Origin of the sequence: Lachnoanaerobaculum sanguinis (assembly GCF_033242365.1) — a bacterium.
Taxonomy (GTDB): Bacteria; Bacillota; Clostridia; order Lachnospirales; family Lachnospiraceae; genus Lachnoanaerobaculum; species Lachnoanaerobaculum sanguinis.
Genome location: NZ_BTHK01000001.1, coordinates 74,154 through 100,565 on the forward strand (window position 1 = coordinate 74,154; position 26,412 = coordinate 100,565).

Annotated in this window: 23 protein-coding genes, 1 pseudogene and 1 riboswitch; of the genes and pseudogenes, 4 read left to right on the top strand and 20 right to left on the bottom strand. The window is 36.1% G+C overall.

The window, feature by feature from the left end; translation table 11 throughout:
- Positions 1-27: 27 nt before the first annotated feature.
- A riboswitch (cobalamin riboswitch) is annotated at positions 28-211 on the bottom strand.
- Between the two features lie 86 nt (positions 212-297).
- Both SBH76_RS00340 and SBH76_RS00345 read right to left on the bottom strand, forming a co-directional pair.
- On the bottom strand, positions 298-1,638 hold the full coding sequence (locus SBH76_RS00340; RefSeq protein WP_317976373.1) for an FAD-dependent oxidoreductase: 1,341 nt from the start codon (positions 1,636-1,638) through the stop codon (positions 298-300).
- Between the two features lie 79 nt (positions 1,639-1,717).
- A complete protein-coding gene (locus SBH76_RS00345) occupies positions 1,718-2,158 on the bottom strand; it encodes a hypothetical protein (RefSeq protein ID WP_317976374.1) in 441 nt (146 codons plus the stop codon).
- Between the two features lie 174 nt (positions 2,159-2,332).
- On the opposite strand from SBH76_RS00345, the gene SBH76_RS00350 reads away from it, so the two are divergent.
- The 3 genes and pseudogenes from SBH76_RS00350 to SBH76_RS00360 form a co-directional block, all read left to right on the top strand.
- Positions 2,333-3,364, top strand: coding sequence for a DUF3137 domain-containing protein (locus SBH76_RS00350; protein ID WP_317976375.1), 1,032 nt, complete (start codon positions 2,333-2,335; stop codon positions 3,362-3,364).
- Between the two features lie 105 nt (positions 3,365-3,469).
- Complete coding sequence (locus SBH76_RS00355) at positions 3,470-3,730, top strand: type II toxin-antitoxin system RelB/DinJ family antitoxin (protein ID WP_317976376.1); 261 nt, start codon at positions 3,470-3,472, stop codon at positions 3,728-3,730.
- Positions 3,723-3,887, top strand: a pseudogene (locus SBH76_RS00360) (type II toxin-antitoxin system YafQ family toxin); the annotation flags it as partial. The gene SBH76_RS00355 and the pseudogene SBH76_RS00360, both read left to right, overlap by 8 nt.
- A gap of 26 nt (positions 3,888-3,913) precedes the next feature.
- On the opposite strand, the gene SBH76_RS13715 reads toward SBH76_RS00360, so the two are convergent.
- From SBH76_RS13715 to SBH76_RS00420, 12 genes are all read right to left on the bottom strand, one after another.
- The gene (locus tag SBH76_RS13715; RefSeq protein ID WP_331619616.1) at positions 3,914-4,039 is read right to left on the bottom strand and encodes a hypothetical protein; all 126 of its coding nucleotides are present in this window, start codon (positions 4,037-4,039) and stop codon (positions 3,914-3,916) included.
- 212 nt (positions 4,040-4,251) lie between these two features.
- The gene (locus SBH76_RS00370) at positions 4,252-4,707 is read right to left on the bottom strand and encodes a GNAT family N-acetyltransferase (protein WP_317976495.1); all 456 of its coding nucleotides are present in this window, start codon (positions 4,705-4,707) and stop codon (positions 4,252-4,254) included.
- Positions 4,708-4,722: 15 nt separating this feature from the next.
- The gene (locus SBH76_RS00375) at positions 4,723-5,217 is read right to left on the bottom strand and encodes an imm68 putative immunity domain-containing protein (RefSeq protein WP_317976378.1); all 495 of its coding nucleotides are present in this window, start codon (positions 5,215-5,217) and stop codon (positions 4,723-4,725) included.
- Positions 5,218-5,243: 26 nt separating this feature from the next.
- Entirely contained in the window at positions 5,244-5,723 is a 480-nt protein-coding gene (ybiA, locus tag SBH76_RS00380) for a riboflavin biosynthesis intermediates N-glycosidase (RefSeq protein WP_317976379.1), read from the bottom strand.
- A 101-nt stretch (positions 5,724-5,824) separates the two neighbouring features.
- Positions 5,825-6,940 (bottom strand): PDDEXK nuclease domain-containing protein, encoded by a 1,116-nt coding sequence (locus SBH76_RS00385; protein WP_317976380.1) that lies wholly within the window; start codon positions 6,938-6,940, stop codon positions 5,825-5,827.
- Positions 6,941-7,348: 408 nt separating this feature from the next.
- Positions 7,349-8,815, bottom strand: a complete 1,467-nt coding sequence (malQ, locus tag SBH76_RS00390; RefSeq protein WP_317976381.1) for a 4-alpha-glucanotransferase — start codon at positions 8,813-8,815, stop codon at positions 7,349-7,351.
- A 10-nt stretch (positions 8,816-8,825) separates the two neighbouring features.
- Positions 8,826-11,084: a glycogen/starch/alpha-glucan phosphorylase gene (locus SBH76_RS00395; RefSeq protein ID WP_317976382.1), complete on the bottom strand. Its 2,259-nt coding sequence runs from the start codon at positions 11,082-11,084 to the stop codon at positions 8,826-8,828.
- Between the two features lie 17 nt (positions 11,085-11,101).
- Positions 11,102-12,856 carry a glycoside hydrolase family 13 protein gene (locus tag SBH76_RS00400; RefSeq protein ID WP_317976383.1) on the bottom strand — a complete coding sequence of 585 codons (1,755 nt, stop codon included), beginning with the start codon at positions 12,854-12,856 and terminating at the stop codon, positions 11,102-11,104.
- Entirely contained in the window at positions 12,856-14,799 is a 1,944-nt protein-coding gene (pulA, locus tag SBH76_RS00405) for a type I pullulanase (protein WP_317976384.1), read from the bottom strand. The genes SBH76_RS00400 and pulA overlap by 1 nt, the downstream gene beginning before the upstream one ends.
- A gap of 2 nt (positions 14,800-14,801) precedes the next feature.
- On the bottom strand, positions 14,802-15,671 hold the full coding sequence (locus SBH76_RS00410; RefSeq protein ID WP_009663462.1) for a sugar ABC transporter permease: 870 nt from the start codon (positions 15,669-15,671) through the stop codon (positions 14,802-14,804).
- 2 nt (positions 15,672-15,673) lie between these two features.
- The gene (locus SBH76_RS00415; protein WP_009663510.1) at positions 15,674-17,053 is read right to left on the bottom strand and encodes a carbohydrate ABC transporter permease; all 1,380 of its coding nucleotides are present in this window, start codon (positions 17,051-17,053) and stop codon (positions 15,674-15,676) included.
- Positions 17,054-17,065: 12 nt separating this feature from the next.
- On the bottom strand, positions 17,066-18,304 hold the full coding sequence (locus tag SBH76_RS00420) for an extracellular solute-binding protein (protein ID WP_317976385.1): 1,239 nt from the start codon (positions 18,302-18,304) through the stop codon (positions 17,066-17,068).
- Between the two features lie 262 nt (positions 18,305-18,566).
- Between SBH76_RS00420 and SBH76_RS00425 the strand changes: the two genes are divergently transcribed.
- Entirely contained in the window at positions 18,567-19,589 is a 1,023-nt protein-coding gene (locus SBH76_RS00425) for a LacI family DNA-binding transcriptional regulator (protein ID WP_317976386.1), read from the top strand.
- Between the two features lie 25 nt (positions 19,590-19,614).
- Here the strand turns inward: SBH76_RS00425 and pflA are convergent, their stop codons facing one another.
- From pflA to thiM, 6 genes are all read right to left on the bottom strand, one after another.
- Positions 19,615-20,355: a pyruvate formate-lyase-activating protein gene (pflA, locus tag SBH76_RS00430; protein WP_317976387.1), complete on the bottom strand. Its 741-nt coding sequence runs from the start codon at positions 20,353-20,355 to the stop codon at positions 19,615-19,617.
- Positions 20,356-20,422: 67 nt separating this feature from the next.
- Positions 20,423-22,663, bottom strand: a complete 2,241-nt coding sequence (pflB, locus tag SBH76_RS00435; RefSeq protein ID WP_317976388.1) for a formate C-acetyltransferase — start codon at positions 22,661-22,663, stop codon at positions 20,423-20,425.
- 193 nt (positions 22,664-22,856) lie between these two features.
- A complete protein-coding gene (gene cytX, locus SBH76_RS00440) occupies positions 22,857-24,023 on the bottom strand; it encodes a putative hydroxymethylpyrimidine transporter CytX (RefSeq protein ID WP_317976389.1) in 1,167 nt (388 codons plus the stop codon).
- The gene (thiD, locus tag SBH76_RS00445; RefSeq protein WP_317976390.1) at positions 24,016-24,828 is read right to left on the bottom strand and encodes a bifunctional hydroxymethylpyrimidine kinase/phosphomethylpyrimidine kinase; all 813 of its coding nucleotides are present in this window, start codon (positions 24,826-24,828) and stop codon (positions 24,016-24,018) included. The genes cytX and thiD overlap by 8 nt, the downstream gene beginning before the upstream one ends.
- Position 24,829: 1 nt before the next feature.
- Positions 24,830-25,474, bottom strand: a complete 645-nt coding sequence (gene thiE, locus SBH76_RS00450; RefSeq protein ID WP_317976391.1) for a thiamine phosphate synthase — start codon at positions 25,472-25,474, stop codon at positions 24,830-24,832.
- Positions 25,461-26,276 carry a hydroxyethylthiazole kinase gene (gene thiM / locus SBH76_RS00455; protein ID WP_317976392.1) on the bottom strand — a complete coding sequence of 272 codons (816 nt, stop codon included), beginning with the start codon at positions 26,274-26,276 and terminating at the stop codon, positions 25,461-25,463. The genes thiE and thiM overlap by 14 nt, the downstream gene beginning before the upstream one ends.
- Between the last annotated feature and the right edge of the window lie 136 nt (positions 26,277-26,412).

The window sequence follows — 26,412 nt, forward strand, 5'->3', positions numbered from 1 at the left end:
CGTAAAACCGCTCAATACTTATACAAAATAAGCATATATTACATAGATGTATCCTGACTTAAATCCTAATAAAAAATTATTAGACGACTCGGCCTTCCCATTTATAAAACAGTGGCAAAAGAGTCTTTTAATTATTACAGTAGCGTCCCTGTGCGGGATTTTCACCCGACTTCCTATGCAAAGCATAAAATCTATGTACTTGTTAAAGATTATCATAAGATTTTATTAAAATCAAGATTTTTAAATAAAAAACGGTAGCAAGTAACAAAAGTGTCTACTTGATACCGTTTTATTATATTACATTGCAAATAAGTCGTTTAGACTCTCTGACATTGTAGGATGTGTAAATATAAAGTTTGCAATGTTCTTTGCTTTAATACCATGATCCATTGCCAGCTTTATAAAGTTAATCATCTCATAAGACTCTTCACAGAAAAGCTCTGCACCTAAAATTGTGCCGTCAGCTGTAACCAAAGCTTTTAACAGTCCGTCTGTCTTTCTTAAGACCTTAGCCTTCGGAATAGCATTTGCACTGAGGCTTAAAACTTTGTATTCCACTCCTGCAGCCTTAGCATCCTTTTCACTCATTCCCACTCTTGAGAACGGAGGATTTATAAATACAGAATAAGAGAATGCTCCTCTGTTCTCAGTAGTTCTCTTATCCTCTCCCATTATTTCATCCCAGATGATTCTGCTGTCATCAAGTGAAATATATGTAAACTGAAGCTTACCGCAAACATCGCCTGCAGCCCAGATATTATCTGCACTTGTCTTTAAATGCTCGTCAGTAACTACGCCACCTCTGTCGGTGAGCTTAACCCCTGCATTTTCGCATCCAAGACCGTCAGTATTCGGTCTACGACCTACAGCAAGTAAAATCGCATCAGATTCCAAAGTCTTTGCCTCTCCTGCAACCTCATAATATAATTTGCCTTCTTCGGCTTTGGTCACCTTTGCGCCTGTAACTATCTCTACAGACTTCGCCTCCAATACTTCACGGATTGCCTTAGCAATATCCTCATCTTCTCTAGGTAAGAATACATCACCGTCTTGAACTACCGTTACCTTGCTTCCGAAATCTGCATACATAGATGCAAACTCAAGTCCTATATAACCACCACCTACAATAGTAAGTCTTTTCGGTAACTCCTCAAGATTCATAATAGACTCTGATGTATATACGCCTTTACTGTCGACTCCTTCAATCTTCGGTATTACAGTAACAGAACCTGTATTGATAATAAACTTCTCAGCCTCAATTTCCACATTTCCGTCTTTAGTTGGAACAATAATATGGTGATTATCTTTAAATGATGCCGTTCCGTCAATGATCTCCACACCTGTGCTTGCTACCTTATCGTAATTTGCCTTATTAAGAGCGGCTGTAAGTTTCTTCTTTTCAGCAACTGTCTCCTTATAATGCTGTGCTTTTTCCTCAAACTCTCCTTTTGGAGTTTTTAATGCATCTGTTATAAGTCGTTTTGAAGGAATACAACCTACATTAATGCAGGTACCTCCATACATATTTTTATCTTTCTCAATTAAAGCAACACTTTTACCGGATTTACTAAACTTCGCAGCAAGAGTCTTTCCCGCTTTACCGAAACCGATAACAACTATATCATAATTAGCCTTCATAAGCTTTACTTCCTTTCAATTTGATTTTATACTATTATACACCTGATTTTATACAATTGAAATACTTAAAATCAAATAATTATAATTCTTCAATAACACTATACTCCATATCCCCACTGTTCCAAATATACATAATAGCTGATACGGGGTTTTTCCCTTCTTTCCAAAGCCATCCTGAGTAAGTAGTTGAATTTCCAAAGTAGCCTTCTGTAATAATTTCAAACTCACAATTTTTATGAACATCCATAAATTCCTCTAAAGAAACAGCATCTCCGATAAAATGACCTTTACCTAAGGTTTTATTAAAAATCAACACACTGCAAAGCCTTAAATCACAATCTTTAAAACAGACTTCACCCTCGTGTTCTACTTCTTCATTGTTTACATATTGAAATAATGAATCAACCTTTAGAGTAAGCATTTTATTATGGAATTTAAGTTCCTTTACTCTGCTGCCGTTAAGGCTGCAAATGATATTAGCGTGTCTGTCATATATAAATTTATTTATATTTTTGTCCATGATTTACTCCTGAATGAATCTATAGCAGCAGAATTTTTTAACTCTACTGTCTACTTATCTTGAATCTGCAATTTATTATAATTATTATACATTATTCTATTATATATTGGGCTTCTATTTGTTATAATATGAGCTGGAAAATGAAATTATCTTATAAAAAGAAGGGAAACACTAATGGAAATGAATTTAAACCCTGAAGAAATACAGAAAATAAATAATCTATGGAAAACCTCACGCTTTCAGCGTAGTTGGAGATCCGTACAAAATATAGTAAATTGTAAAGATAATGTTACGAATTATTTTGTTCGAAATATTATTCTGATATTTATAAGCATTATTGTCGGTATAGGCTTTTTCTTTTTGGAAGAACAAGGCATTCTTCCGGACAGTGTTTTGATAGATAAGCTTATGAAGTTTATCGCAAGACTGATTCTATTTCTTATAGCACTACAAATTATAAGTGTTCTGGTTTATAGCCTATTGGGTCCGGGCTTTGAAGAAAAGCAAAGAAGCAAACTGCGCGTAGTTTACGAAAGTGAAATTCTTGAACCGATACTGCAAGCACTTTATCCTTTGGCCAAAATTGATACTGAACATGATATTTCACCAAGTAATGTAGAAGAGGTAGTCCCTGCTGCAAAATACTATATCCAATCAGGGATACTTAAGCTTAACAATGAAAAAGATATTGAAATAGTTGATTTATATGCATATACTGTCACAAAAGGATTGGCAACAGGAAAGGATGAGATAAAGAACCTTCGTGAGATTACGGGCTTTATCGGACAAGTTTACTCTATTAAGAATACACACTCTTTAAAAGGAAATTTGCGAATTATTCCGACAAAGCATTTCCTTAATATCAAGACTCAAGGGGGATATCTTGGTAATATGTCAGGCGGAAAGAAGGTTAATGTAGACGATTTATGGCAAGGCGAGCACTACAACATCTACTGTACTGACGAACAATCAGCAAGGATGTTCTTAACTCCTGCAGTTATCGACCTGTTTAACAACAGTACTTCGGACTGCGGACTTTCTCTATACAGCACCGAATCTCGCATTTATATTGCAGCTTATAATAATAAACGTCTTTTTGCAGCACCGAGAAACAAAGATAGCCTTCACTCATGGAGTATAGAAAAAGCTGCAAGGAATATAAAATATGCCTTATTCTTTGCAGACAAAATAGCTGAGATTATGTAAGCATAAAAAAACATAACAATAATTTGTATTTATCATCATTGCACATACGCTGTATTTATACTATAATTGTAATACAACTAATTACATAATTATTGGAGGTGTAATATGTCAACACTACAAATTCGTATAGACGATCAACTAAAGAAAGACGCCGACTCACTATTTTCAAGTCTGGGTTTGGATACATCTACAGCAATAAGAATTTTCTTAAATGCTTCACTTGAGCACAATGGATTACCGTTTCCGGTCGCACATAATAAGCAATATAATGAAAGTTTTACTGCAATTCAAGATGCAAGATTACATAGAAACTTAAATGGGCCGTATAAATCTGCTAAGGAAGCTGTTTCGGATATAACCACTTGAATCTAAATATAGAGACCATCAACTTTCCGGTAATATGTCAGACTTTAGAGAATATCACATAGAACCGGATTGGCTACCGGTATATCGTATTGAAGATGATAGACTTATTATCATTGCGACTGAAACCGGTACTCATTCCGACCTTTTCGGTATGTAGTTTTATAATATTTATAAACTCAGGATTTATATGCCTATTCCCTGTAAGCTGATATGTCTTCCATTTAAATCTGTAATCTCAGCCTTTTCATCATCAGTAAGGCTATCAATAAAAATACACCATTCATTAGGATATCCACCGACAAATTCCATTTTGGGAATTTGAATTTGGCTTGGGTTTTTCGCGAATAAACATAATCTGTTATCACCCCAAAATCTTGTGAGTGTTAAAATCTGTTTCTTGTATATAACATCTATACCTTTCAATTTTATCTCCGTAAATTCTTTATTTTCATACCGTATTCTAAGTGTTCTTAAAATACTTGAGTTAATGCCACTATCTTATCTTTGATAAGTTCCTTATATTACCTGAACTTTTTCATAATATACTTTAACTTTGGAATTTCAATCACTTCATAAATTTCAAAGCCAAGCTTATCATAAACTCTCTTTGCACTTTTATTAAAGTCAAATACAGTCAAAGAGATACTTTGAATATTCTTATCTTTAAAGATAAAATCTATAAATTCTTTCAAAGCCTTTGTTCCAAGACCGGCTCCTGTTTTTGTAGGATTTAAGACAAATCTACCTATGTGAATGTTATCCTCTTGTATTCGCACTTCTTGTATCATTCCGATAAACTCTTCACCATTAAAAATCGAAAATTTGTTTTCCAATTTTTCTATTTTTTCATAAGTTAGCGGAAAAGAAACTTCTGTCCCCATCCATTGCTCTTGAAATATCTCTCCTCTTTCATTTGACCACTTGCATAAAAGTAAAATATTATCTTTATCGATGCCTTTAGTAAATTTAATGCTCATAGCAATCTCCAAAACTTACTGTATCTCATATTGCAGCAACTCTTTTCTCAGCTCTTTTACAATTTCCGCCATCTCTATGATATCATCACCTATCATTTCATATAAATCATATGATTTCGGATCTTTTACAAAGTCTTCCAACGCAACTTTTATAGCTGTATATTCTTCTTCTGTTACTACAACTCGTATGCATCGATTTTGTTCATCTTCATTGCCGTATAATTCTCCAATGTTTACGTGTCCGTTATTTTTACATTCCAACAAAATAGCAGCAAGATCTGTAACAATATCTATCGCATAATTAAAGTATATTTCCAGTCTAATCGAATTGGTAAACTTGAGATTATCGACTGTTTGCCTAAAATCCATATTCTGCCTATCAAGTCCTATACCTGTAAATATTTCTTTAAGAGTAATTTCTTCTTTATTCAGGCCTTCTAAAAACTCTACGAGACTCAAGCTGTCATCAGAACCACCGATAAAGTCTCCCCAATATTTTAAAATATACATACTTCACCTCTCTTCGATTTTTATTTTCAAATCTGTAGTTCTTCTCTCACCATCATCAATGCAAATCCCAAAAGATTTTCACCTCTCCACTTTTCCATATCCCATCTGTTTACATCTTTCATGGAAAGACCTATTCCCCAGATTTTATCCTGTACGGCACATTCTGCAAGTAAGTCATTACCTGTATTCAGAAGTCTTTTCTTTAAATCTTTATTCTGAGAAAACTTCTCAAGCAAGCCCTTGTATATAATAATCTGTCTTACTCCGTTCCAATATGTATCATTATAATTTGAAACCTGCCTTCCAAGAGCTTTTATTTTTGAAACATCTTTAGTTTCTAAAATTTCCTTTGCAATTTTGGTATTATTAAAAACAATAGCCTTTTTATACATCATATACTGTTCCATTGATGAAAACTGTATCGAATCTACTTTAAAATCTGAAAGATACCAATTACTTAAATATCCGTTTTCCTCTTCAGGATTATGAAAACATCTTATGTTCATTTTCCTCACCTATTATCAGTTATTTTATACAATACTTTCACAAAAATGACGATTAGTGAGTTTTCCTAATTGTCATTAATCAATATATATTTCATTCTTTTTTAATTATCAGAGTCTATTTCTTTGACCTTTTTCTCTATTTCTTCAATACTTGGCAAACTGCTTCTATATTCTGCTTCAAACAACTTAGTAATCTCGTATTTGCTTATACCTATAGGCTGTGATATTTGTTCTAATGAATATTCGCAAACAATATCATTTTTATCTTTACAAATCAGAAGTCCAATAGTAGCATTATCTCTATCTGTTTTCAATTCTCTATTCACAGCCGTTACATAGAAATTAAGTTGTCCTAGATGTTCCGGCTTAAACTTTTCTGCTTTCAGCTCTATAACAATGTAAGAATGAAGATTTAAATTGTAGAAAAGCAAATCTATATAAAAATCATCTCCATTTATATTTAAGTGATACTCTTTACCGATATAAGCAAATCCCTCACCAAGTTCAAGCAAAAAATCAGAAATTTTATCAACCAGTTCTTTTTGTAATTCTCTCTCATCGTATCCTTCACGGATTGTAAGAAAGTCAAAATTATATGGATCTTTTAATGTCTGTCTTGCAAGATCTGATTGTAAAGCAGGTAACCTTTTTTCAAAGTTTGTTATAGATTTTCCTTCTCTAACATATAATCCACTTTCTATTTGATGTTCAAGTACATTCCTGCTCCACCCGTTATCAATGGTTTTATTAACATAATAGATGGCTTCATCAATGGTTTTGCACTTATTTATTATTCTTTGATTATGCCCCCATGGTATCTGTTTGATATTGTTAATAACTCTTTCATCAAATTTGGCTACAGGCTGTAGACCTTTTGAATTGCTGTCATTATTTTCTATTTCAACTACACCTTGCAAACCTTTCATATAAAATGAATACCATCTTCTGATATACTTAATATTTGTTTCGGAAAAACCTTTCATATCAGGAAACTCTTTTTGTAAATCTTTAGCTAGCGATTTTATAAAGGCATCTCCCCATGAATGTTGTTCTTGTTTTTTTACAATGTATTCTCCCAAAGTCCAATACAAATCTAATAACTCGTAATTTACCTTAATTGCAGCTTTGAGTTGACTACTTCTTACTTTCTCTTTTAACTCTAACAATAGCTTTTTATACTCACTATCACTTTTGATAGATATATTTTTATTATCCAAAGGTCGTACCTCCTTATTTGTAATGTTTAATTATACCAAATTTAGTGATATTTTTCATCTTCAGGTTTTCGTTAAATTGCTTTTACAAATTGTTATTGTATTATTTTTAATTTAAGAATTACTTCTGCCCCATTATCTGTATTAGAAATAATTAATTTTCCTGAATGTAACTCTGCTACACATTTTACAAATGCTAACCCAATTCCATAATGTACGCCATCACTACTTCTCTCTTTATTTTGCCTTTAAAAAAGTTCTCCAAATTTATCAAGTGATTCTTCAGTAAAACGAGAGCCTTTATTCCATACAGAAATATTCAGAGAATCCTAATTCCCCTCTCATCCATTTTATAATCTAATTAAAAAAGTGTCAAAACCCTTCAACTTCATAGAGTCTTGACACTTTCTATTATCTGTTCATTATCAAATTTTTATATCTTGCCAGTTCTTCCTTGGCCTTGTTAAAATCTACCATATGCCATCCCCAGTTCGGGCTGCCGACTGTTCCCGGTGTATTGATATGACCTTCTTTACCAAGTCCTATGATATCCGCCAAAGGTATGATGGCATACTCTGCCTTGCTCTTTAACACATAGGTCAAAAGTCTGTCCTTTATATTGCCTGCCTTTATACCCTGTTTCTTTAAAAACTCTCTGACCTTTCTTTTTGCAGCCACAGTCAGGCTTTCATACCACTGCATCAAAGTATCATTATCATGAGTTCCTGTATAGAAAATAACATTCTCTATATCATTTGATATATCTTTTGCATACTTTCCTTTTGTATCAATGGAGAATAGAAGTATTCTCATTCCCTTTAAGTGATAGTGATCCTTCAGTTCCAATACCTCAGGACGCAATTCTCCCAAATCCTCAGCCACAAGATTTACACCCGGAAGCTCCTTATTTAGGGTATCTATCACTTCATATCCCGGAGCCTCAATCCACTCTCCGTCAATAGCTGTAGGACATGAAGCCGGTATCTTCCAGAAGGTATCAAATGCACGGAAGTGGTCGATACGGATGATATCAAATAACTTATTGCTGTATCCTATTCTGTCTACCCAGAACTTATATTTATTTTTCTTTAAATAGTCCCAATCATATATAGGATTTCCCCATCTTTGTCCTGTAGCACTGAAATAATCAGGTGGAACTCCTGCAATAAATATAGGTCTTCCGTCAGTATCAAGTAAGAAATTGTCCTTACCTGACCATACATCTACAGAATCAAGTCCGACATAGAAAGGCACATCACCCATGACTTCAATGCCTGCATCATTGGCATATCTTTTTACATCCATCCACTGAGTATAGAAAATATATTGAATAAAGCATTGGTATCTTGCTTCTTTTTCTACATTCTCGGGAAGTACACTCTTATCTCCCGTCCAATTTTTGTAATCAGCCTTCCAATCGTTCCAGCAATCGCCGTTGTTGTCAAGCTTTAGAGCGCGAAATACAGCATATGTATATACCCAATCCTGTGACATAAAGTCTACATATGCAGGATATTTTTGTCCTTCTTTAGATACAAACTTTTCAAAGGCTTCTCTTAAGTAACTCTCTTTAAAAGCTCTTACGGCTGTATAATCAACTCTTTTGGCATTTTCTCTAAATTTATCAGGTTTCTTATCAAGCAATCTGTCTTCAAAAAGTAAGTCAAGACTGATATAAAGCTCATCACCGGCACATGATGAGTATGGTTGATAAGGAGAGTTTCCAAATCCTACAGGGTTTAAAGGTAAAATTTGCCAGATCTTTACTCCATTTTCCTTCATTATATCAATCCACTGATAGGAAGCCCATCCAAGCTCTCCCACGCCTGTTGTGGAAGGGAGAGCTGAAACCGGCATTAAAATTCCTGTTTTTTTCATTAAATTCTCCTTATAAATGCCAGATATCCTTGTTATATTCTGCAATAGTTCTATCTGATGAGAAGAATCCTGCTTTTGCTATATTTACAAGAGCCTTCTTTGACCAAGACATCTCGTCTTCATAGTCATTTAACATCTGCTCTTTTGTCTTTATATAATCCTTTACATCAAGGAGTGCCATAAACCAGTCTTTACCTACAATTTCCTTATAAAGTCTGCAAAGATTCATCGGATCTCCGATGCGGATAAGTTCTTTGCTGATAATGAAGTCTACCAACTCCTCCACCTCAGAGTCGTTGTCATAGATATCGGCAGAACGATATGAAGCTGTTTCATAAAGCTTTATTACATCTTCGGACTTCTTACCGAAGATATAGATATTTTCATCACCTACAAGCTCATGAATTTCCACATTGGCACCGTCCTCTGTACCAAGAGTTACAGCACCGTTTAGCATAAACTTCATATTTCCTGTTCCTGAAGCTTCCTTTGATGCAAGTGAAATCTGCTCGGAAATATCACAAGCAGGGATAAGCTTTTCAGCCTTTGTAACATTGTAGTTTTCCACCATAACTATCTTAAGATATGGACTTACAGCCGGATCATTCTCCACCAACTGCTGTAAACAAAGAATCAAATGAATTATATCCTTTGCAATAGTGTAAGCAGGTGCAGCCTTTGCTCCGAAAATCATTGTAATCGGACGCTTTGGTAGATGTCCCTTCTTGATCTCTTTATATTTGTAAATAGCATAGAGTGCATTCATCTGCTGTCTCTTATACTCATGTAAACGCTTTATCTGAATATCAAATACAGAGTTCTCATCAATATCAATATTCTGAGTCTGCTTTAAATACTTCTTAAGCTCGATCTTAGCATCCTTTTTAATCTCTCTAAGCTTCTTTAATACATTCTCATCATCTTTATAAGCTAAAAGCTTTTCAAGATTTTCGGCATTGTCCATATACTCAGGTCCTATAAGCTCGTTTAAATACTCTGAAAGCTCATGATTGCAATGAACAAGCCATCTGCGGAATGTAATACCGTTTGTCTTGTTGTTGAACTTCTCAGGATAGATATCATAGAAAGGCTTAAGCTCGGAGTTTTTCAAAATCTCTGTATGTAGAGCCGCAACACCGTTTACTGCATAACCGTAGTGAATATCAATATGCGCCATATGTACACGGTTCTGATTGTCTATGATGTATACTCTCTCATCAGCAAACTCTTTTCTTACCCTTGCATCAAGCTCATAAATAATAGGCAATAACTGTGGAACTACCTTCTCCAAGTAGCTGATTGGCCACTTCTCAAGTGCCTCTGCAAGTATTGTATGATTGGTATAAGCACATGTCTTTCTTACAACATCAATAGCAGTATCCATATTGAAGCCCTTTTGCTGTGTCAAGATACGGATAAGCTCAGGAATAACCATAGTCGGGTGAGTATCATTGATCTGAACACATACATGCTCATGAAGTCTGTAAAGATCTACACCTCTTTCTTCAGCTTCTCTTATAATCAGTTGTGCAGCATTGCTTACCATAAAGTACTGCTGATAAATTCTGAGCAGATGTCCTGCCTCATCACTGTCATCAGGATATAAGAACAATGTAAGGTTCTTACCGATATCATGTTTATCAAAATTTATTCCGTCTCTTATAATAGACTCATCCACACTGTCAATATCAAAAAGATGTAATTTATTGCATTTGCTCTGATGATATCCCGGAACATCTATATCATACATTGTAGATTTCAAAGTAAAGTCTTTGAAAGGAACTTCAAAACTCACATCTGTTCTTGTAAGCCAGCTGTTATCTGTAATCCATGGATTCTTCTCTTCATACTGCTTATTGTCTACAAACTTTTGTAAGAAAAGTCCGTCATGATAGTTTAATCCTACACCGTCACCGTTTAATCCAAGTGTTGCGATAGAATCAAGGAAGCATGCAGCCAAACGTCCAAGACCACCGTTTCCAAGTGAAGGCTCAGGCTCCACCTCTTCAACCGCAGTTATATCATGACCATTCTTTGCTAAAATATCTCTTACTTCATCAAACATTCCAAGATTTATAAGATTGTTTGATAAAAGCTTTCCAATCAGGAACTCTGCTGAAATGTAATATAGCTTTCTGTTCCCTGTATTATGCTCCATGCCTTCCATCTTCTCTTTTGTAATGTTCAAGAGTGCTGTGTAAATTTCCGCATCTGAAGCTGCTGAAATTTCCTTACCAAGTTTGTTCTTTAAAATTTCTTCTAATGACATACCTTTTTCTCCTTTTTTCAAATCCTACGGATTAAAGTTCCGTTTGCTTCAAGTACTTCTCCGTCAAACTTTCGTGAAAATAAAATCTCTTTCCCCATATCTATTTTGATCGGATTTTCCGAAGCATTTATTAAGACTTCCATACTGTTTCCGTCTTCATCAATCTTGATATATTCCACACATCTGTCATTATCATAGTTATGTGGAAAGTGGAAATGTGGACTCCTACACATTTTCTCATTACGCCTTAGCATTATAAGACTTCTCATTGTAGCAATTTTTTCTACATTTTCACTGCTGTCAATCTTACTCCACGGCATACATCTCCTGCAATCCGGATCATGTGCACCTTCTATGGCTATCTCCGTACCGTAGTAGATACAAGGGCTTCCCGGAAGTGTGAAAAGAATTGCAAGCTGCTGATAAAACTTATCCAAATCATGGAATCTGTTTATAAGTCTTTCCGTGTCATGCGAATCAAGCAGATTGAATAATACATTATTACTCTGCTGCATGTACATTGTATAACAACGGTTGACCATATACTCAAACTCATGCTTTTTCATTGTCTTATCAAGGAAAAAATCATGAATTCCACTAAGCAGAGGATAATTCATCACAGAGTCGTATTCATCTCCCTGAAGCCACTGTATTGCATCATGCCAGATTTCTCCAAGCAGATATATATCAGTCTTTATAGCTTTTAGATGTTCTCTTATCTTTTTTAAAAACCTGTGTGACACCTCATTGCCCACATCAAAACGGATACCGTCTATATCAAACTCTCTTATCCAATCTTCACAGATTTTACAAAAATAGTCTATAACCTCATCATTGTTGGTGTTTAGTTTCGGCATACCGTCCGTAAAAGCGAAAGTATAATACCTTTTATCCCTTGTATCTCCTCTTTTTGCAATATCTTCCCAGTTTTCCACCATAAACCATTCCGCATACTTTGAGGATTTACCTTTTTCAAGCACATCAAGCCATGGCTTAAATTTTCTTCCGCAATGATTAAAGACCGCATCCACCATGATACGAATACCCTTATTATGAGCCTCTTTGCAAAGTGACTTCATTGTATCACTGTCTCCAAAAGAAGGGTCTATCTTTGTATAATCGGTTGTATCATACTTATGATTTGATTCTGCCTCCATTATAGGATTCAGATAAATGCCTGTTATTCCAAGGTTTTGGAGGTAGTCAAGCTTACTTTTGATTCCTTCCAAATTTCCACCGAATTTCTCATAATTATTAACACTTCCATGATCTCTCCAAGGCAGAATATCATCTGTATTTTTTTCCGGAGTACCGTTACAAAATCTGTCCGGGAATATCTGATACCATATGGTGTCATTTACCCATGCAGGTGTAATATTTATATCCGACGGATTCATCCACGGCATAATGAAGCACTGCAACATTCTTCCGTCCATGTGGAACTGTTCCTTGGTTAAAAATCCGTCTTCAAAATAATACCAGACACTGTCATCTGTATGCAGTTCAAAGAAATACTTACATCTTTTATATATCGGAGTAAGAGTTGTAGTCCACCACAACTGATTTGATAATCGTTTTTTGTATACTATTTCTTCTCTTTTTCCGGTCCACTTCTCGCTTCCGCCAAGTATTCCGGCTTCAAACGGGTCACCATAGTGGATAAAGACCTGTTTAACATCATATCCTGTTTTTAAATTTATAATAAGTCTGTCCTTATCAAGAGCATAACTCATCTGTTCTGATGTTCTATGGTATACACCGGTAAATTCCATTATATCTCCTCTATTCTTTTCTTACCAAGTATCAATACACTTTGTTTTCCTACTTTTATAGGAGCCTTTGCGCTTATATTCTTTTTCCAAAGCATACTGTCATTGCCGTCACAAAGTACTTCAAAATCTCCGTCTAAAGACTCAACTTCAAAGTCCTTCTTTGAAGCATTATAAATGACTTTGATCTGACTCCATAAAGAATCCTTATCACTGTTTACACTAAATCCTACTACCTGCTTTTGTTTCCACATATCGGTGATATGTTTATAGCTATTTTCAGATTTATCGCAAAGCCCCGAAATTTGCTTTCTAAGTGCAATCAGACCTTTATAGTAGTCGACAAGGTCCTTATTCTTATATGCAAGTCTCCAGTCAAGCATGTTTACAGAAATAGGCATATTGTAGGTATTGTCATGTCCGGCCTTTGTTCTGCAAAACTCCTCACCCGATAAGAAAAACAAAGTACCCTGACAAGTCATATAAATTGCGGCTGCCAGCTTGTTTAATCTCATTGCCTCTTCTTCCGTGACTGTATAATCTAATTTATCCCAAAGTGTCTGATTGTCATGTGCCGAAACATATGTGACTATCTGTGACGGTGCTTTCACACCTTTAAACTCTTTGTTGTATTTAGGATCACACCATGCGCTTATACTTGCAAGTATATCGTCCTCTTTATCCTTGCCTCCGTTTACAAATCCTGCTTCTCTTATTCTGAGAGCCGAACCTTTTATAGCATCTCTGGTGTTGTCACAAAATACTCCTATGTTTTCATCTAAAAGAGCTATATTGTATTTGTTTGCAAGTTTTTTATTATACTCTATTGCGGTATCTGTTGCAGACCAAGGCTCACCATAGATTATCTTTTCACCCTTACCGTATATGATATCAAGCTCTTTTCTGATATTGTTCATCAAATCAGTATCCAGAAGTCCCATCAAATCAAAGCGAAATCCGTCAATATGATATTCCCTTGCCCAGTAAAGTACAGACTCCAAAATATATTTTGAACACATGGCTCTCTCACTTGCCACATCATTTCCGCAGGCGGAACCGTCAGATACCTTACCGTCACTAAATACTCTGTAAAAATACCAAGGCAGAGTTCTTTGAAACCATGAATCAAGTGAGTAAGTATGATTGTATACCACATCCATAATTACTCCAAATCCGGCTTCATGGATTGATTGTATCATCTCCTTCATTTCAGTGATACGAACCTCTCCATGAAATGCATCTGTAGCATATGAACCTTCAGGTACATTGTAGTTGACCGGGTCATATCCCCAGTTGAACTCATAGTCTTTTGTTTCATCCACAGAACCGTAATCATACATCGGCATTATTTGAATATGTGTAACACCGAGTTCTTTCAGATAATCAAGTCCTGTAGGATGAATACCGTCATTATTTAGTGTTGTATGCTTACAGGTAAAAGCTTTATATTTTTTGCGATACTCCGGAGGGAAACCTCCCGACTTGGCAAAGGAAAATTCTTTTACATGAAGCTCATACACAACTCTTTCTTTATCCTTTTGCGGTGCCTTATCATTCTCCCATCCCTTAGGGTCGGTTTTTTTTAAGTTTACCGCCATACTTCTTATACCGTTGACTCCGGATGCTTTTGCATACGGGTCCGCAGTTAGTACTTCTTTAGAGTCTCTTTTTATCAAATAGTCATAGTACACTTTATGAAGCTCTTTGTGTGAGTGAAAGCTCCAAACTCCCTTATCCTCTTTTTCCATAGGAATCTGCTCATAAGCCTTACAGCCGTCTCCTGCTTCATAAAGGTTTAGTACTACGCTCTTTGCACCCGGTGACCACAGTTTGAATGTGGTCCCGTTTTCATTACATTCCACACCTAGGTCGTTTCCTTCATAAATATAGTTTTCAAGAAACTCCTTTGAAGAGTAATATTTTTTGATTTCAATTATATTTTCCATTATTATCCCTTAACAGCACCTGAGATGCCGTCTACATAGTATTTCTGCATGAATAAGAATAAGAGTGCAATCGGAATGGAAATAAGAACTGCACCGGCAGCAAAGCTTGTGTACCAGCTGTCGATATATTCTTTTTCAAGCATCTTCCAAAGTCCTATAGCTATCGTATATTGGTCCGAGTTTGCTCTGCATATAACTCTCGCAAAGATAAAGTCAAGCCATGGTCCCATAAATGATGTTAAGACAGTATATACAATAATAGGTTTACTAAGCGGTAATGTAATCTTATAAAAAATCTGCCATCTGGTACATCCGTCCAAAAGCGCCGCCTCATCTATAGCTGCAGGAATTGTATCAAAAAATCCCTTTGCAATCTGGAATCCAAGCCCTGCACCTCCGGAGTAACATAGAATAAGTGCCAATTTAATAAGATTTCCCTCTGTAAGTCCCATTGCCTTTAATATAAAATACACAGCAATCATTGACATAAATCCCGGGAATAGTCCTAGTACCATTGCCATGTTCATATAAGGCTTTCTTAATTTAAACTTTATTCTTGAAAGACAGTATGAAACTGCAAGTACATAAAATGCCGACAATATACATGAACATATTGCGATAAACAAGGTGTTCATAAACATCTGCGGAAAGTTTAATATAGTTGTATCACTGAACAGCTTTGCATAGTTGTCAAGTGTAAATGCCTTTGGGAAGAAGGTTGATACATATGATCCTTTTTCCGCTCTGAAGCTTGTTAAAACTACCCAGAATATAGGGAAAAGCCAAATAACGGCCAATATAGCAAGAACGATATGTACAATAGTGTTGTTTATCATTCTCTTTTTCTTTGCAGATTGAAATTGCTTTGCCATAATTAGAATCCTCCCTCTTCCTTATATGATTTACTGTTTCTGTATGTGAACAGTGCACCGATTGCCAAAATAACAAATGTCATAATACCGATAACCGCACCGATATTGTAATACTGTTTGTCAATTGTCAACTTATAAAGCCATGTAACCAAAAGGTCTGTCTTACCTGCTGTTGAAGAGAGATCTGTGACAGGATCTCCTCCCGACAAGAGGTAGATAACATTGAAGTTGTTGATATTACCTGTAAATGTAACTATCAAATAAGGTGTTGTAACATAGAGCATGTACGGCAATGTAATCTTTGTAAATGTCTGTATTGCATTTGCTCCGTCAACTCTTGCCGCCTCATAAAGATCCTCAGGAATATTTTGCAATACACCTGTAAGCTGAAGCAAGGTATACGGTACACCAACCCAGATATTTATTATAATAACGGTCACTCTTGCCCAAGTAGGATCAGTAAAGAAAGGAAGACTCTTATCACTTGCTATAAGGCCAATGTTTCTAAGAAGTACATTTACCGCACCTTCAGGCTGTAACATTGTACGCATGATAAGAAGTGATACGAACATAGGTACCGCACATGAAAGTACAAAACAAAATCTCCAAAATCCCTTTGCTCTTGTTCCTTTTCTGTTTATAAGGAGTGATAAAATCATACCGAAAATATAGTTACTGAATGTTGCAAAAAACGCCCAAATAACTGTCCATCCAAGCACCGACCAGAATGTACTTCCAAGGATACTTTTTGAATCAAACAAAGTCTTGAAATTATCAAGTCCCACCCAATCAAACAGCATTAAATGATTATCTATACGGCTGTAGTTTGTAAATGCCATACAGATCATAAATACTAAAGGAAGTATTGTAAATATAAATACAAATGCTGTAGGCGGTGTCATAAACAGACGATACAAATTTTCATTTAAAAGTGTTTTCAAATCTTCCGCAAAGTTATTTACATGCTTACCTTCTTTGCGAAGACATTCAGCTTTGTATGCACTCTTTAATGTACCTCTCCAGATAACTACCATAAGAACGGTAATTAAAATTGCGGCCACACCGTACAGCAATATAAGTATGGACTGGTCGCCCTTTGTATAGGTATAAATCTGCTTTGCCTCATCCCATACTTCCTGCTGCTCTATACTTCCAAGTGTTCGTAGGCCTGCTATAAAGCCGATTCCGTTTACAAACATAAAGACAAGATATGCGATCTCTATAAAAAGATATATGAGTCCTTTTATAACCTGTCCGTTTACTATATTTCCAAATCCCATCAGGATCATGGAAAGCTTAGTTGATAATCCGCCCTCTTTTATTGCATTGGTGCAAGTGTATGGAGTCGGAAATTCATTAACTCTTTTTTTAAATAAACCCATAACATTTACCCCTTAATTTATTCCGTTACTGTTCATTGCCGCATTCATTGCTTCTGTCTGTTCTTTGGCATTATCATGTGTCACGCTCTTGTTTCTGATTCCCTTGCCCATGTTTTCAACAGGACTCCAACAATTACTCATAGCCGATACGAAAGGCTGAAGAATTGATGTATTGTTAAAGGTATTGTTCTGTGCCAAAACAAGTGCATCAGATGCTATCTCAGGATCCTTTAAAAGTTCGGTATTACAAGGAATAACATTTCTCAACTCATAGTGTGCTTTCTGTGCTTCCATTCCTCCAAGGTATACTGCAAGTGCAACCGCCTGTTCCATATGCTCACTGTGAGAATTTACTCCGATTGCCTTTGAACCTGCATATGCGAGCATCTGCTTTTGTTCACCTTTAATACTGTATGTAGGAAGTGAAGCTGCACCCATATTTTCTCCAAGTGCTTCCTTAATTGCATTTGCATCCCATGAACCTGTAAACATTGCATTTACACTTCCGTCACGAAGCCCTGCAAGTGCAGAACCGTCAGCATCAATTTTGAAATTAGGATTTGCTGCAAGGTCTATAACATAATTTGTGGCATCTACAGCCTTGTCGCCTCCGAAGTCAACACCCTTTGATTCATCGTTTTCATTTCCGAACAATGTACATCCGTTTCCCAGATAGAATGAAGGCAGATACCATGAATTTACAAGCGGAAAAGATACCGTACCCTTCTTCAACATTGTATCAAGATTTTTTATGTCATCATCTGAAAATACGGACTTGTCATAAAACATATACCATGTGTTAGTTGTAAATGGTACACCGTAAAGCTCATTATTTACAGTAAGTGAATCCAAAAGCTCTTTTGAGTTGGTTGACTCAATAGTCTCTTTATACTTTCCTCCAAACTTTGCTATTGCCTTTGCATCGATAAGATTACTTATACGATCGTTTGCATACATAAATACATCGGCGCTCGCTTCCGGATCCTGTGATACCTGATCTGCAGCAGTCGCTTCATCTGCAACTCCGTAGACAAATGTGATATCCCATTCCGGATGTTCATTCGCAAAATTTTTACACATTGTCTGAAGCCACTCACCACTGTCTTTTGACTGATCTTCAGACGGCGACCAAACCATCAGCCTGACTTTCTCTACTCCGGCTGAGCTTTTACTGTCGGCACATGCGGTCAGCCCTACTCCCAGAGTCAAAGCCATGATTCCTGTTAGAAATCTTTTAAGACTTCCTACCATAATCTTACTACCTCCTGATTAAATTTTCGTATTGTTTCGTTAATGTAAATATATATCTTTTTTAATTCCCAGTCAATAAATTTTCATGTTTTCTTTATGTTTTTAAAGCCCGAAAATAAAGCTGTATACAGTATTCAAGAAATTTCGTTTTGTTTCCAAAATTCTTGAAAAATGCCGTATTATGTTCTTTGTTGCTTTTTACCATTTTATTCTATATAATAATATAAAAATGATTTTCTTTTATATGAAAGGATATTAAATTATGACCACAATACAGGATATTGCTGATAAATTAGGCATTTCCAAGAGTACTGTGTCTAAGGCATTAAATGATGCACCTGATGTTAGCGAAACTTTACGCAAACAAGTTCTTGAAACTGCTGTTGCATTGGATTATACAAAATTGAGGCGATATAAAAAGCCGGTAAAAAAAATCTGTATTTTAATAGAAAGAGAAAATATAGAGTACTTGGAACCACATCACTTTGCTTATGATATTATCATCGGTTTTCGTCAGCTTGCAGAGCCTGCAGGCTTTGAGGTAGAAACAGTGCCTGTTGATACCGATTTTCAAAAAAATACGACATATGATATCTTTATGCTTGAACATGATTATGCAGGTTCATTTGTACTTGGATTCTCACTACATGATCCTTGGATTAATGATTTTAAAGACAGTCATACTCCTGCTGTGCTTTTTGATAACTATGTTACCGGAAATCCGTCTACAGCATATGTCGGCATTGACAATAGTGAAGGAATGGAGCTGATTCTTGATCATCTTACAAATCTCGGTCATAAAAAAATAGCTTATCTTAGCGGTTCACTTGGATCCTATGTACTTCAAATGAGACATGCGGCTTTTTTACATGCTATGGATAGACATGGCCATAAAACTACACCCGAGAACACAGGCTGTTCTTACTATCTGTCTGAGTGTATAGAAAAGCATCTACCAAGATTTTTGGAAGCCGGAATGACTGCTATAATCTGCAGCCATGATAATATTGCAGCCGCATCAATAACTCAGTGCCACCAGCTTGGCTATAAAGTGCCTGAAGATATAAGTATTATCGGATTTGACGATTTGCCTATAGCGGCCTACACATCACCGCCCCTTACTACAATAAAACAGGACAGAATAGAGCTTGGAAAAAGCGGATTCTTTGCCCTCTCAAGTCTTTTAAGCAATATACCAATCAGTACTTTTTTACTTCATGCAAAGCTTATTGAAAGAAAAACAACATCAAAAGTCTGTACAGGCAAAAAAAGCGACAATCTGTGATAATACGGAAGGTCGCTTTTTTATTTTAATTATTTTTTTTCGTATCAAGTATCCTGTTGGCATTATCTATCCTTTCCTTCGTAGGCGGATCAATGCCTTCAAGCTTATACTCAATTCCAAGATTATCCCATTTATGTCTTCCCAATGTGTGGTATGGCAATACTTCCACCTTCTCCACATTTTTTAAAGAAGAAATAAATTCCTTAAGTTTAATAAGATCCTCATCATAATCACTTCTTTCAGGTACCAAAACATGACGAATCCACATCCTTTTTCCCATTTCGTCCATTGTTTTTGCCATTTCAAGAATATGATCGTTTTTCATGCCTGTTATAATTTCATGTCTTTTATTGTTTATCTCCTTTATATCAAGCATAATAAGATCCGTATATTGCATCAAGATTTTGAACTTTTCAAAAAACTTTGAATCTTTACTGAAAGGTCCTCCGGCAGTATCAAGACAGGTATTTACACCATTTTCTTTACACAGTTTAAAAAGCTCTATTACAAAATCTATCTGTAGTAAGGGTTCTCCACCACTTACGGTAATCCCGCCGTTCTCCTTCCAATACGGCTTATATCTTATTGCCTTGTCAAACACTTCCTGAGCGCTGAATATCTGATTTTCCTTTGTAGACCAGGTGTCCGGATTGTGACAGAACTGACACCTCATAGGACAGCCTTGTACAAATACAACAAATCTGACCCCCGGACCGTCCACCAGCCCGAATGTCTCAAATGAGTGTATATTTCCTCTTACTTCCATATTTCCTCCAAAAGCTAAAGGCTATGCAAAGTAAACTTCACATAGCCAAATATCAAATCAGTTTATATTATAGCTTATCGTGGCATGTTCTGGCGATAACATCAAGCTGCTGCTCTCTTGTGAGGTCGATAAACTTAACGGCATATCCTGAAACTCTTATTGTGAAGTTTGCATACTCCTCCTTCTCAGGATGTTCCATAGCATCTATAAGTTTTTCAGTACCGAAAACATTTACATTGAGGTGATGTGCACCCTGATCAAAATATCCGTCCATTACCTGAGTAAGGTTTTTCTTTTGTTCATCCTCACCATGTCCGAGAGCTGACGGGTTGATAGTCTGAGTATTTGAAATACCGTCAAGTGCATACTCATACGGCAACTTTGTAAGTGAATTAAGTGAAGCCAAAAGGCCGTTTTTTTCTGCACCGTAGCTTGGATTTGCTCCGGGAGCCAAAGGCTCTCCCGCCTTTCTTCCGTCAGGCATGCTTCCTGTCGCCTTACCGTATACTACATTTGAAGTAATTGTAAGTATGGATGTTGTCGCTTCCGAATTTCTGTATGTATGTCTTTTCTTAACCTTTTTAAGGAAAGTCTTTAAAAGCCATACCGCAATATCATCGGCTCTGTCATCATCATTTCCGTATCTTGGGAAATCACCTGTTGTCTCATAGTCAACCACTATTCCGTTTTCATCACGTATTGTCTTTACCTTGGCATATTTGATTGCACAAAGTGAATCTACTACATGTGAAAATCCTGCAATACCTGTTGCAAACGTTCTTCTGACATCGGTATCTATGAGTGCCATTTCGGCAGCCTCATAATAATACTTATCATGCATATATTGAATAAGATTTAATGTATTTACATAAAGTCCTGCCAGCCAGTCCATCATTACATCATATTTCTCCATTACCTCATCATAATCAAGGTATTCAGATGTTATAGGTCTGTAAGCCGGTCCGACCTGCTCTTTTGACTTTGCATCCACACCGCCGTTTATAGCATAAAGCAGGCATTTTGCAAGATTTGCTCTTGCTCCGAAGAACTGCATTTCCTTTCCTGTTTCTGTCGCCGATACACAGCAACATATAGAATAATCATCACCCCATACCGGACGCATTACATCATCATTTTCATACTGTACGGAACTTGTTCTTATAGAAATAGCTGATGAATACTCTTTAAATGCCTTTGGCAGTCTGCTTGAATAAAGTACGGTAAGGTTCGGCTCCGGTGAAGGTCCCATATTCTCAAGTGTATGTAAGAACCTGAAATCATTCTTTGTAACCATCGATCTTCCGTCCATACCGAGTCCTGCCATCTCAAGTGTAGCCCAAACCGGATCGCCTGAGAAAAGCTGATTGTAAGAAGGTATTCTGGCAAATTTTACCATTCTGAACTTCATTACAAGGTGATCTATCAACTCCTGTGCTTCACTTTCTGTAAGTTTTCCTGCCTTTAAATCTCTTTCAATGTAGATATCAAGAAATGTTGAAATTCGTCCGACACTCATTGCCGCACCGTTTTGTGTCTTTATAGCCGCAAGGTATCCGAAGTATAACCACTGTACAGCCTCTCTTGCATCCTTTGCAGGTTTTGAAATATCAAATCCGTATGCTGCAGCCATTTCCTTCATCTGTTTAAGAGCCTCTATCTGCATTCCAAGTTCGTCTCTTTGACGGATTATTTCATCAAACATTGTACCGTCGCCACAATTTTCCAAATCTTCCTGTTTCTTTTCTATAAGAAAATCTATTCCATAGAGTGCAACCCTTCTGTAATCTCCTACAATTCTTCCCCTACCATATGTATCAGGAAGTCCTGTAATTATTTTATTATGCCTTGCCGCATGCATTTCAGGTGTATAAGCCTCAAACACTGCCTGATTATGAGTCCTGTGATATTCTGTAAATATCTTATGAAACTTCTCATTTGTCTGATAGCCGTAAGTACTTGCAGCCTGCTCTGCCATCTTGATACCACCGAAAGGCATAAAAGCTCTCTTTAAAGGTTTATCTGTTTGAAGTCCTACAATCTTTTCAAGATCTTTCATATCTTCATTGATATATCCCGGTCCATAGGCAGTTAGAGTCGAAACAACTTCAGTCTCCATATCAAGGACTCCGCCTTTAGCTCTCTCCTCTTTTTGGAGTCTTGAAAGCTCACCCCAAAGCTTGTTTGTAGCTTCTGTAGGACCCTCAAGGAAACTCTCGTCTCCATCGTATATTGTATAATTATTTTGTATAAAATCACGGACATCTATATCGTCACGCCATTTTCTTCCCTTAAAACCATCCCAGCACATAAGTACCTCCTTTTAAAATAAACAAATTAGTTAGTCTTTACTAACCTCTTTATATCCTGATAATATCACCATTAAATTTATTATTCAAGCCATATTTGTTAAATTTTTCTCATGTTTCCAATAAAAAACAATTCCTAGCTGTTTACTGGGAATTGTTCTGATATTTATACATTATTCTATTATACTTTTATCTTTATTTATCTATTTTAAAGACATTACTAACTGCAACCGATATAAAAATTGTGATAAGCATACTCGGTATTGTACTTCCTATCGGTATATCAAACTTCATCAAGATTCTGTATATTATAAAGCCTGTCACCCAGAAAATAATATTTTTTATTGAAAACAATTTTTTATCATTACTTATTTTTAATATAAAGAAATCCGCTATTTGTATTGCAATCATCGGTGCAAACACCGACCCTATAAGATATAAAAATCCTGTAATATCATCCATAGGTAATACAATTGCTCCCAAAGTTCCTATTACGGTAACAGCTACCGCCACCCACTTTGACTTTATTTTGGAAAATATTGATTCTGTAGATACTCCTGCTGAATACACATCTAAAAATGTTGTAGTCACTGTCGAGAGTACAACTATAAAAAGTCCCATTATGCCAAGTCCGGCTTTCAGTAAAATCTTAGCTATATCCGACTCCATTGTAAATAAGGCAGCACTCATTCCTATAATGTACATCCAGATACTTACAAAGCCGTAAACAATACTGCTTGCAGCAGTTGCTTTAACAGGCTCTTTTGCCTCTTTTGTATAATCACTGATAAGAGGCAACCATGACAGAGGCATAGCTATTGAGAGCTCCATTGCGGCACCGAAACTCATACTGTTATCTCCTTTATCGAATGCTGTCCCACCTTTAAATATGATAAAGCTTAAAATTATTGTCATTAAAAATAATGCCGACATGGCAATTACATTCAACTTACCTAAATTTTTAACCCCTATAAGTATCCACACCAAAACCAGTCCGCCGATAACAATGCACCATATAAAATGTCCTATAGGCAGTATACCTTGCGTAGCTGAGGCACCGTCATAAATCATTATACCTGTCCAACCGAAAAGCTGTAAGATGTTCAATATTGCAAAGAAAATCCCACCTTTTGTTCCGAAACTTATCTTTACGGTGTCCATTGCGCTTTTTTGAGTCTTTGCACCTATCATTCCGGCTAGAAAAAGTAAAATACAACCTACTATATGTCCAAGTACTATGGCAAGTAATCCTTTTAAAAATCCTAAAGATGCAAAGTATGTACCTGTTAAAATCTCTGCTATAGATACTGCGGCTCCAAACCAGATCAAACCGTTTTCAAATACTGATGTTTTCTTATTCATTATCCGCCTCCTTTGCATACTCTCCGTTTATATTAAATGCATGATTTAGAGGGCCACTCCCCTTTCCTATATCAAGCATTGCAAGTAAAGCATCGGATATATAGTTCTTTGCCCTTTCTACGGATTCTTCAAGTGTATATCCCTTTGCAAGATTTGATGCTATTGCCGATGAAAGGCTACATCCGGTACCGTGAGTATTTTTATTATCTATACGTTTTCCTAAGAACCACTTTGCTTTTTTATTCTCATACAATAAATCATTGGCATCATTTATACTGTGTCCCCCTTTTAACAGTACCGCACAATGATAATTTTCATAAATTATTTTTGCCGCCTCCAACATGTCTTTATCATCTTTAATACTTATACCGGAAAGTACTTCCGCCTCAGGTATATTCGGCGTTATCACGCTTGCCAAAGGAAAAAGTTTTTCTTTTATTGATTTTATTGCACTGTTCTCCACAAGATTTGATCCGCTTGTAGCTACCATTACCGGGTCAAGTACAATATTTTTCGCCTTATATTTTAGAAGTTCGTATTCAATAGCTTCCACTATTTCCGGCGAAGATACCATGCCTATTTTTATGGCATCAGGAAAAATATCATCAAAAATCATCTCCAACTGGCTCTTTATAAATTCAGGAGCAATATTTAGAATTCCCTTTACCCCTGTAGTATTCTGTGCTGTAAGTGCCGTTATGGCACTCATTGCATATACATTGTTTGCAGTCATTGTTTTTATATCAGCCTGTATACCTGCCCCTCCGCTTGAATCACTTCCGGCTATTGTCAATACTTTTTTCATATCATGTCCCCTCGATTAATTCACTTGCCAAATTATAAAGTTCCTTTGTCGCCTTTTTTATATCGGCGGCTCCAAATATTGCAGAGACTACTGCAACACCGTCTATACCGCTTCCTTTAAGTTTTAATATGTTTTTAGAATTTATTCCGCCTATTGCCACTTTAGGTATATTTACAGCTTCACATATGGATTTTAATGTTTCATATGTGAGAATACCTACATCATTTTTTGTAGAAGTTTCAAATACCGCACCTAAACCTATATAATCTGCACCGTTTCTTTGTGCCGAGACAGCCTCATCTACCGTATGTACGGAAACTCCTATTATCATATCTTCTCCTACAATCCTGCGGACATCTTTAAGTTCCATATCATCCTGCCCTATATGTATTCCGTCGGCATTTGAAGCAATAGCCACATTCAGATTGTCGTTTACAATAAATGGAATATTATACTGTTTACACAGTTGCGATATCTTTTTTGCCTCCTCTATAAAGCTGTCTTCATCCAGATTTTTTTCTCTAAGCTGCACGCAGGTTACACCGCTTTCAAGTGCCTCTTTTAGTTGCTCATATAAAGTTTTATTCTCTGTCCATGCTCTGTCTGTAACTGCATAAAGATGCATGTATTTCTTATCTAATCTCATACCTTGCTCCTTTTTCAAGTTCATCAGGAGTAAGATTATAAACCGCATCTATTAAATAATTTCTATAGCTGCTGTTACCGTCTTTATCTGTCATACGCTTCTTTGCTATTTCTCCACATAATCCCATTGCACTTACACAGGCAAAAGCGGCTTCTAAAATGTTGTCAGGATTTGCACTTATATATGCTGCCGTCATAGCTGAAAGCTGACATCCGCTTCCGGTAATTTTACTCATTATACTGTCGCCGTTATATACACAGTATGCAATTTTACCGTCCGTAACTATATCAATAGCAGATGTGATAACTGTTACACAGGAGTTTTTCAATGCAAAATCCTTTGCGAACTCAACAACATTATCAAGATTTTTTCCATTGATAAAATCAACGGAATCAACCCCCCTCGTATTACCTCTTCCTGCAGCAAGACATTTTATCTCTGATAAATTCCCACGTACAACGCTGAATTTTACCTTTTCAAGCAGTATTTTTGCAGTATCCGTTCTTAATTTGGATGCTCCTGCTCCCACAGGATCAAGTACTATAGGATGATTCAATTCATTTGCCTTTTCACCTGCCGCAATCATTGAAAGAATCGTTCGTTTATTTAATGTACCTATATTTATATTAAGGCCTGAACATATTGATGTTATCTCTGCAACTTCATCCAAATCGTCAGCCATTATAGGACTTGCTCCACAAGCAAGAATTATATTTGCACAGTCATTTACTGTCACATAATTTGTTATATTATGTACCAGAGGTGATTTTTTTTTGACATTTTCAAGCATTTCTTTTATCATATTCTCACCTCTCTTCCCACAATTTTAAACAACAAAAATGAAACAGCCGTCTTTTTGACATTACTTTTACTCATAAGTAACCCTCCTAAATTAAAGTTTTAACCATAAAACTTATATACTTATATTCAGGTAAATT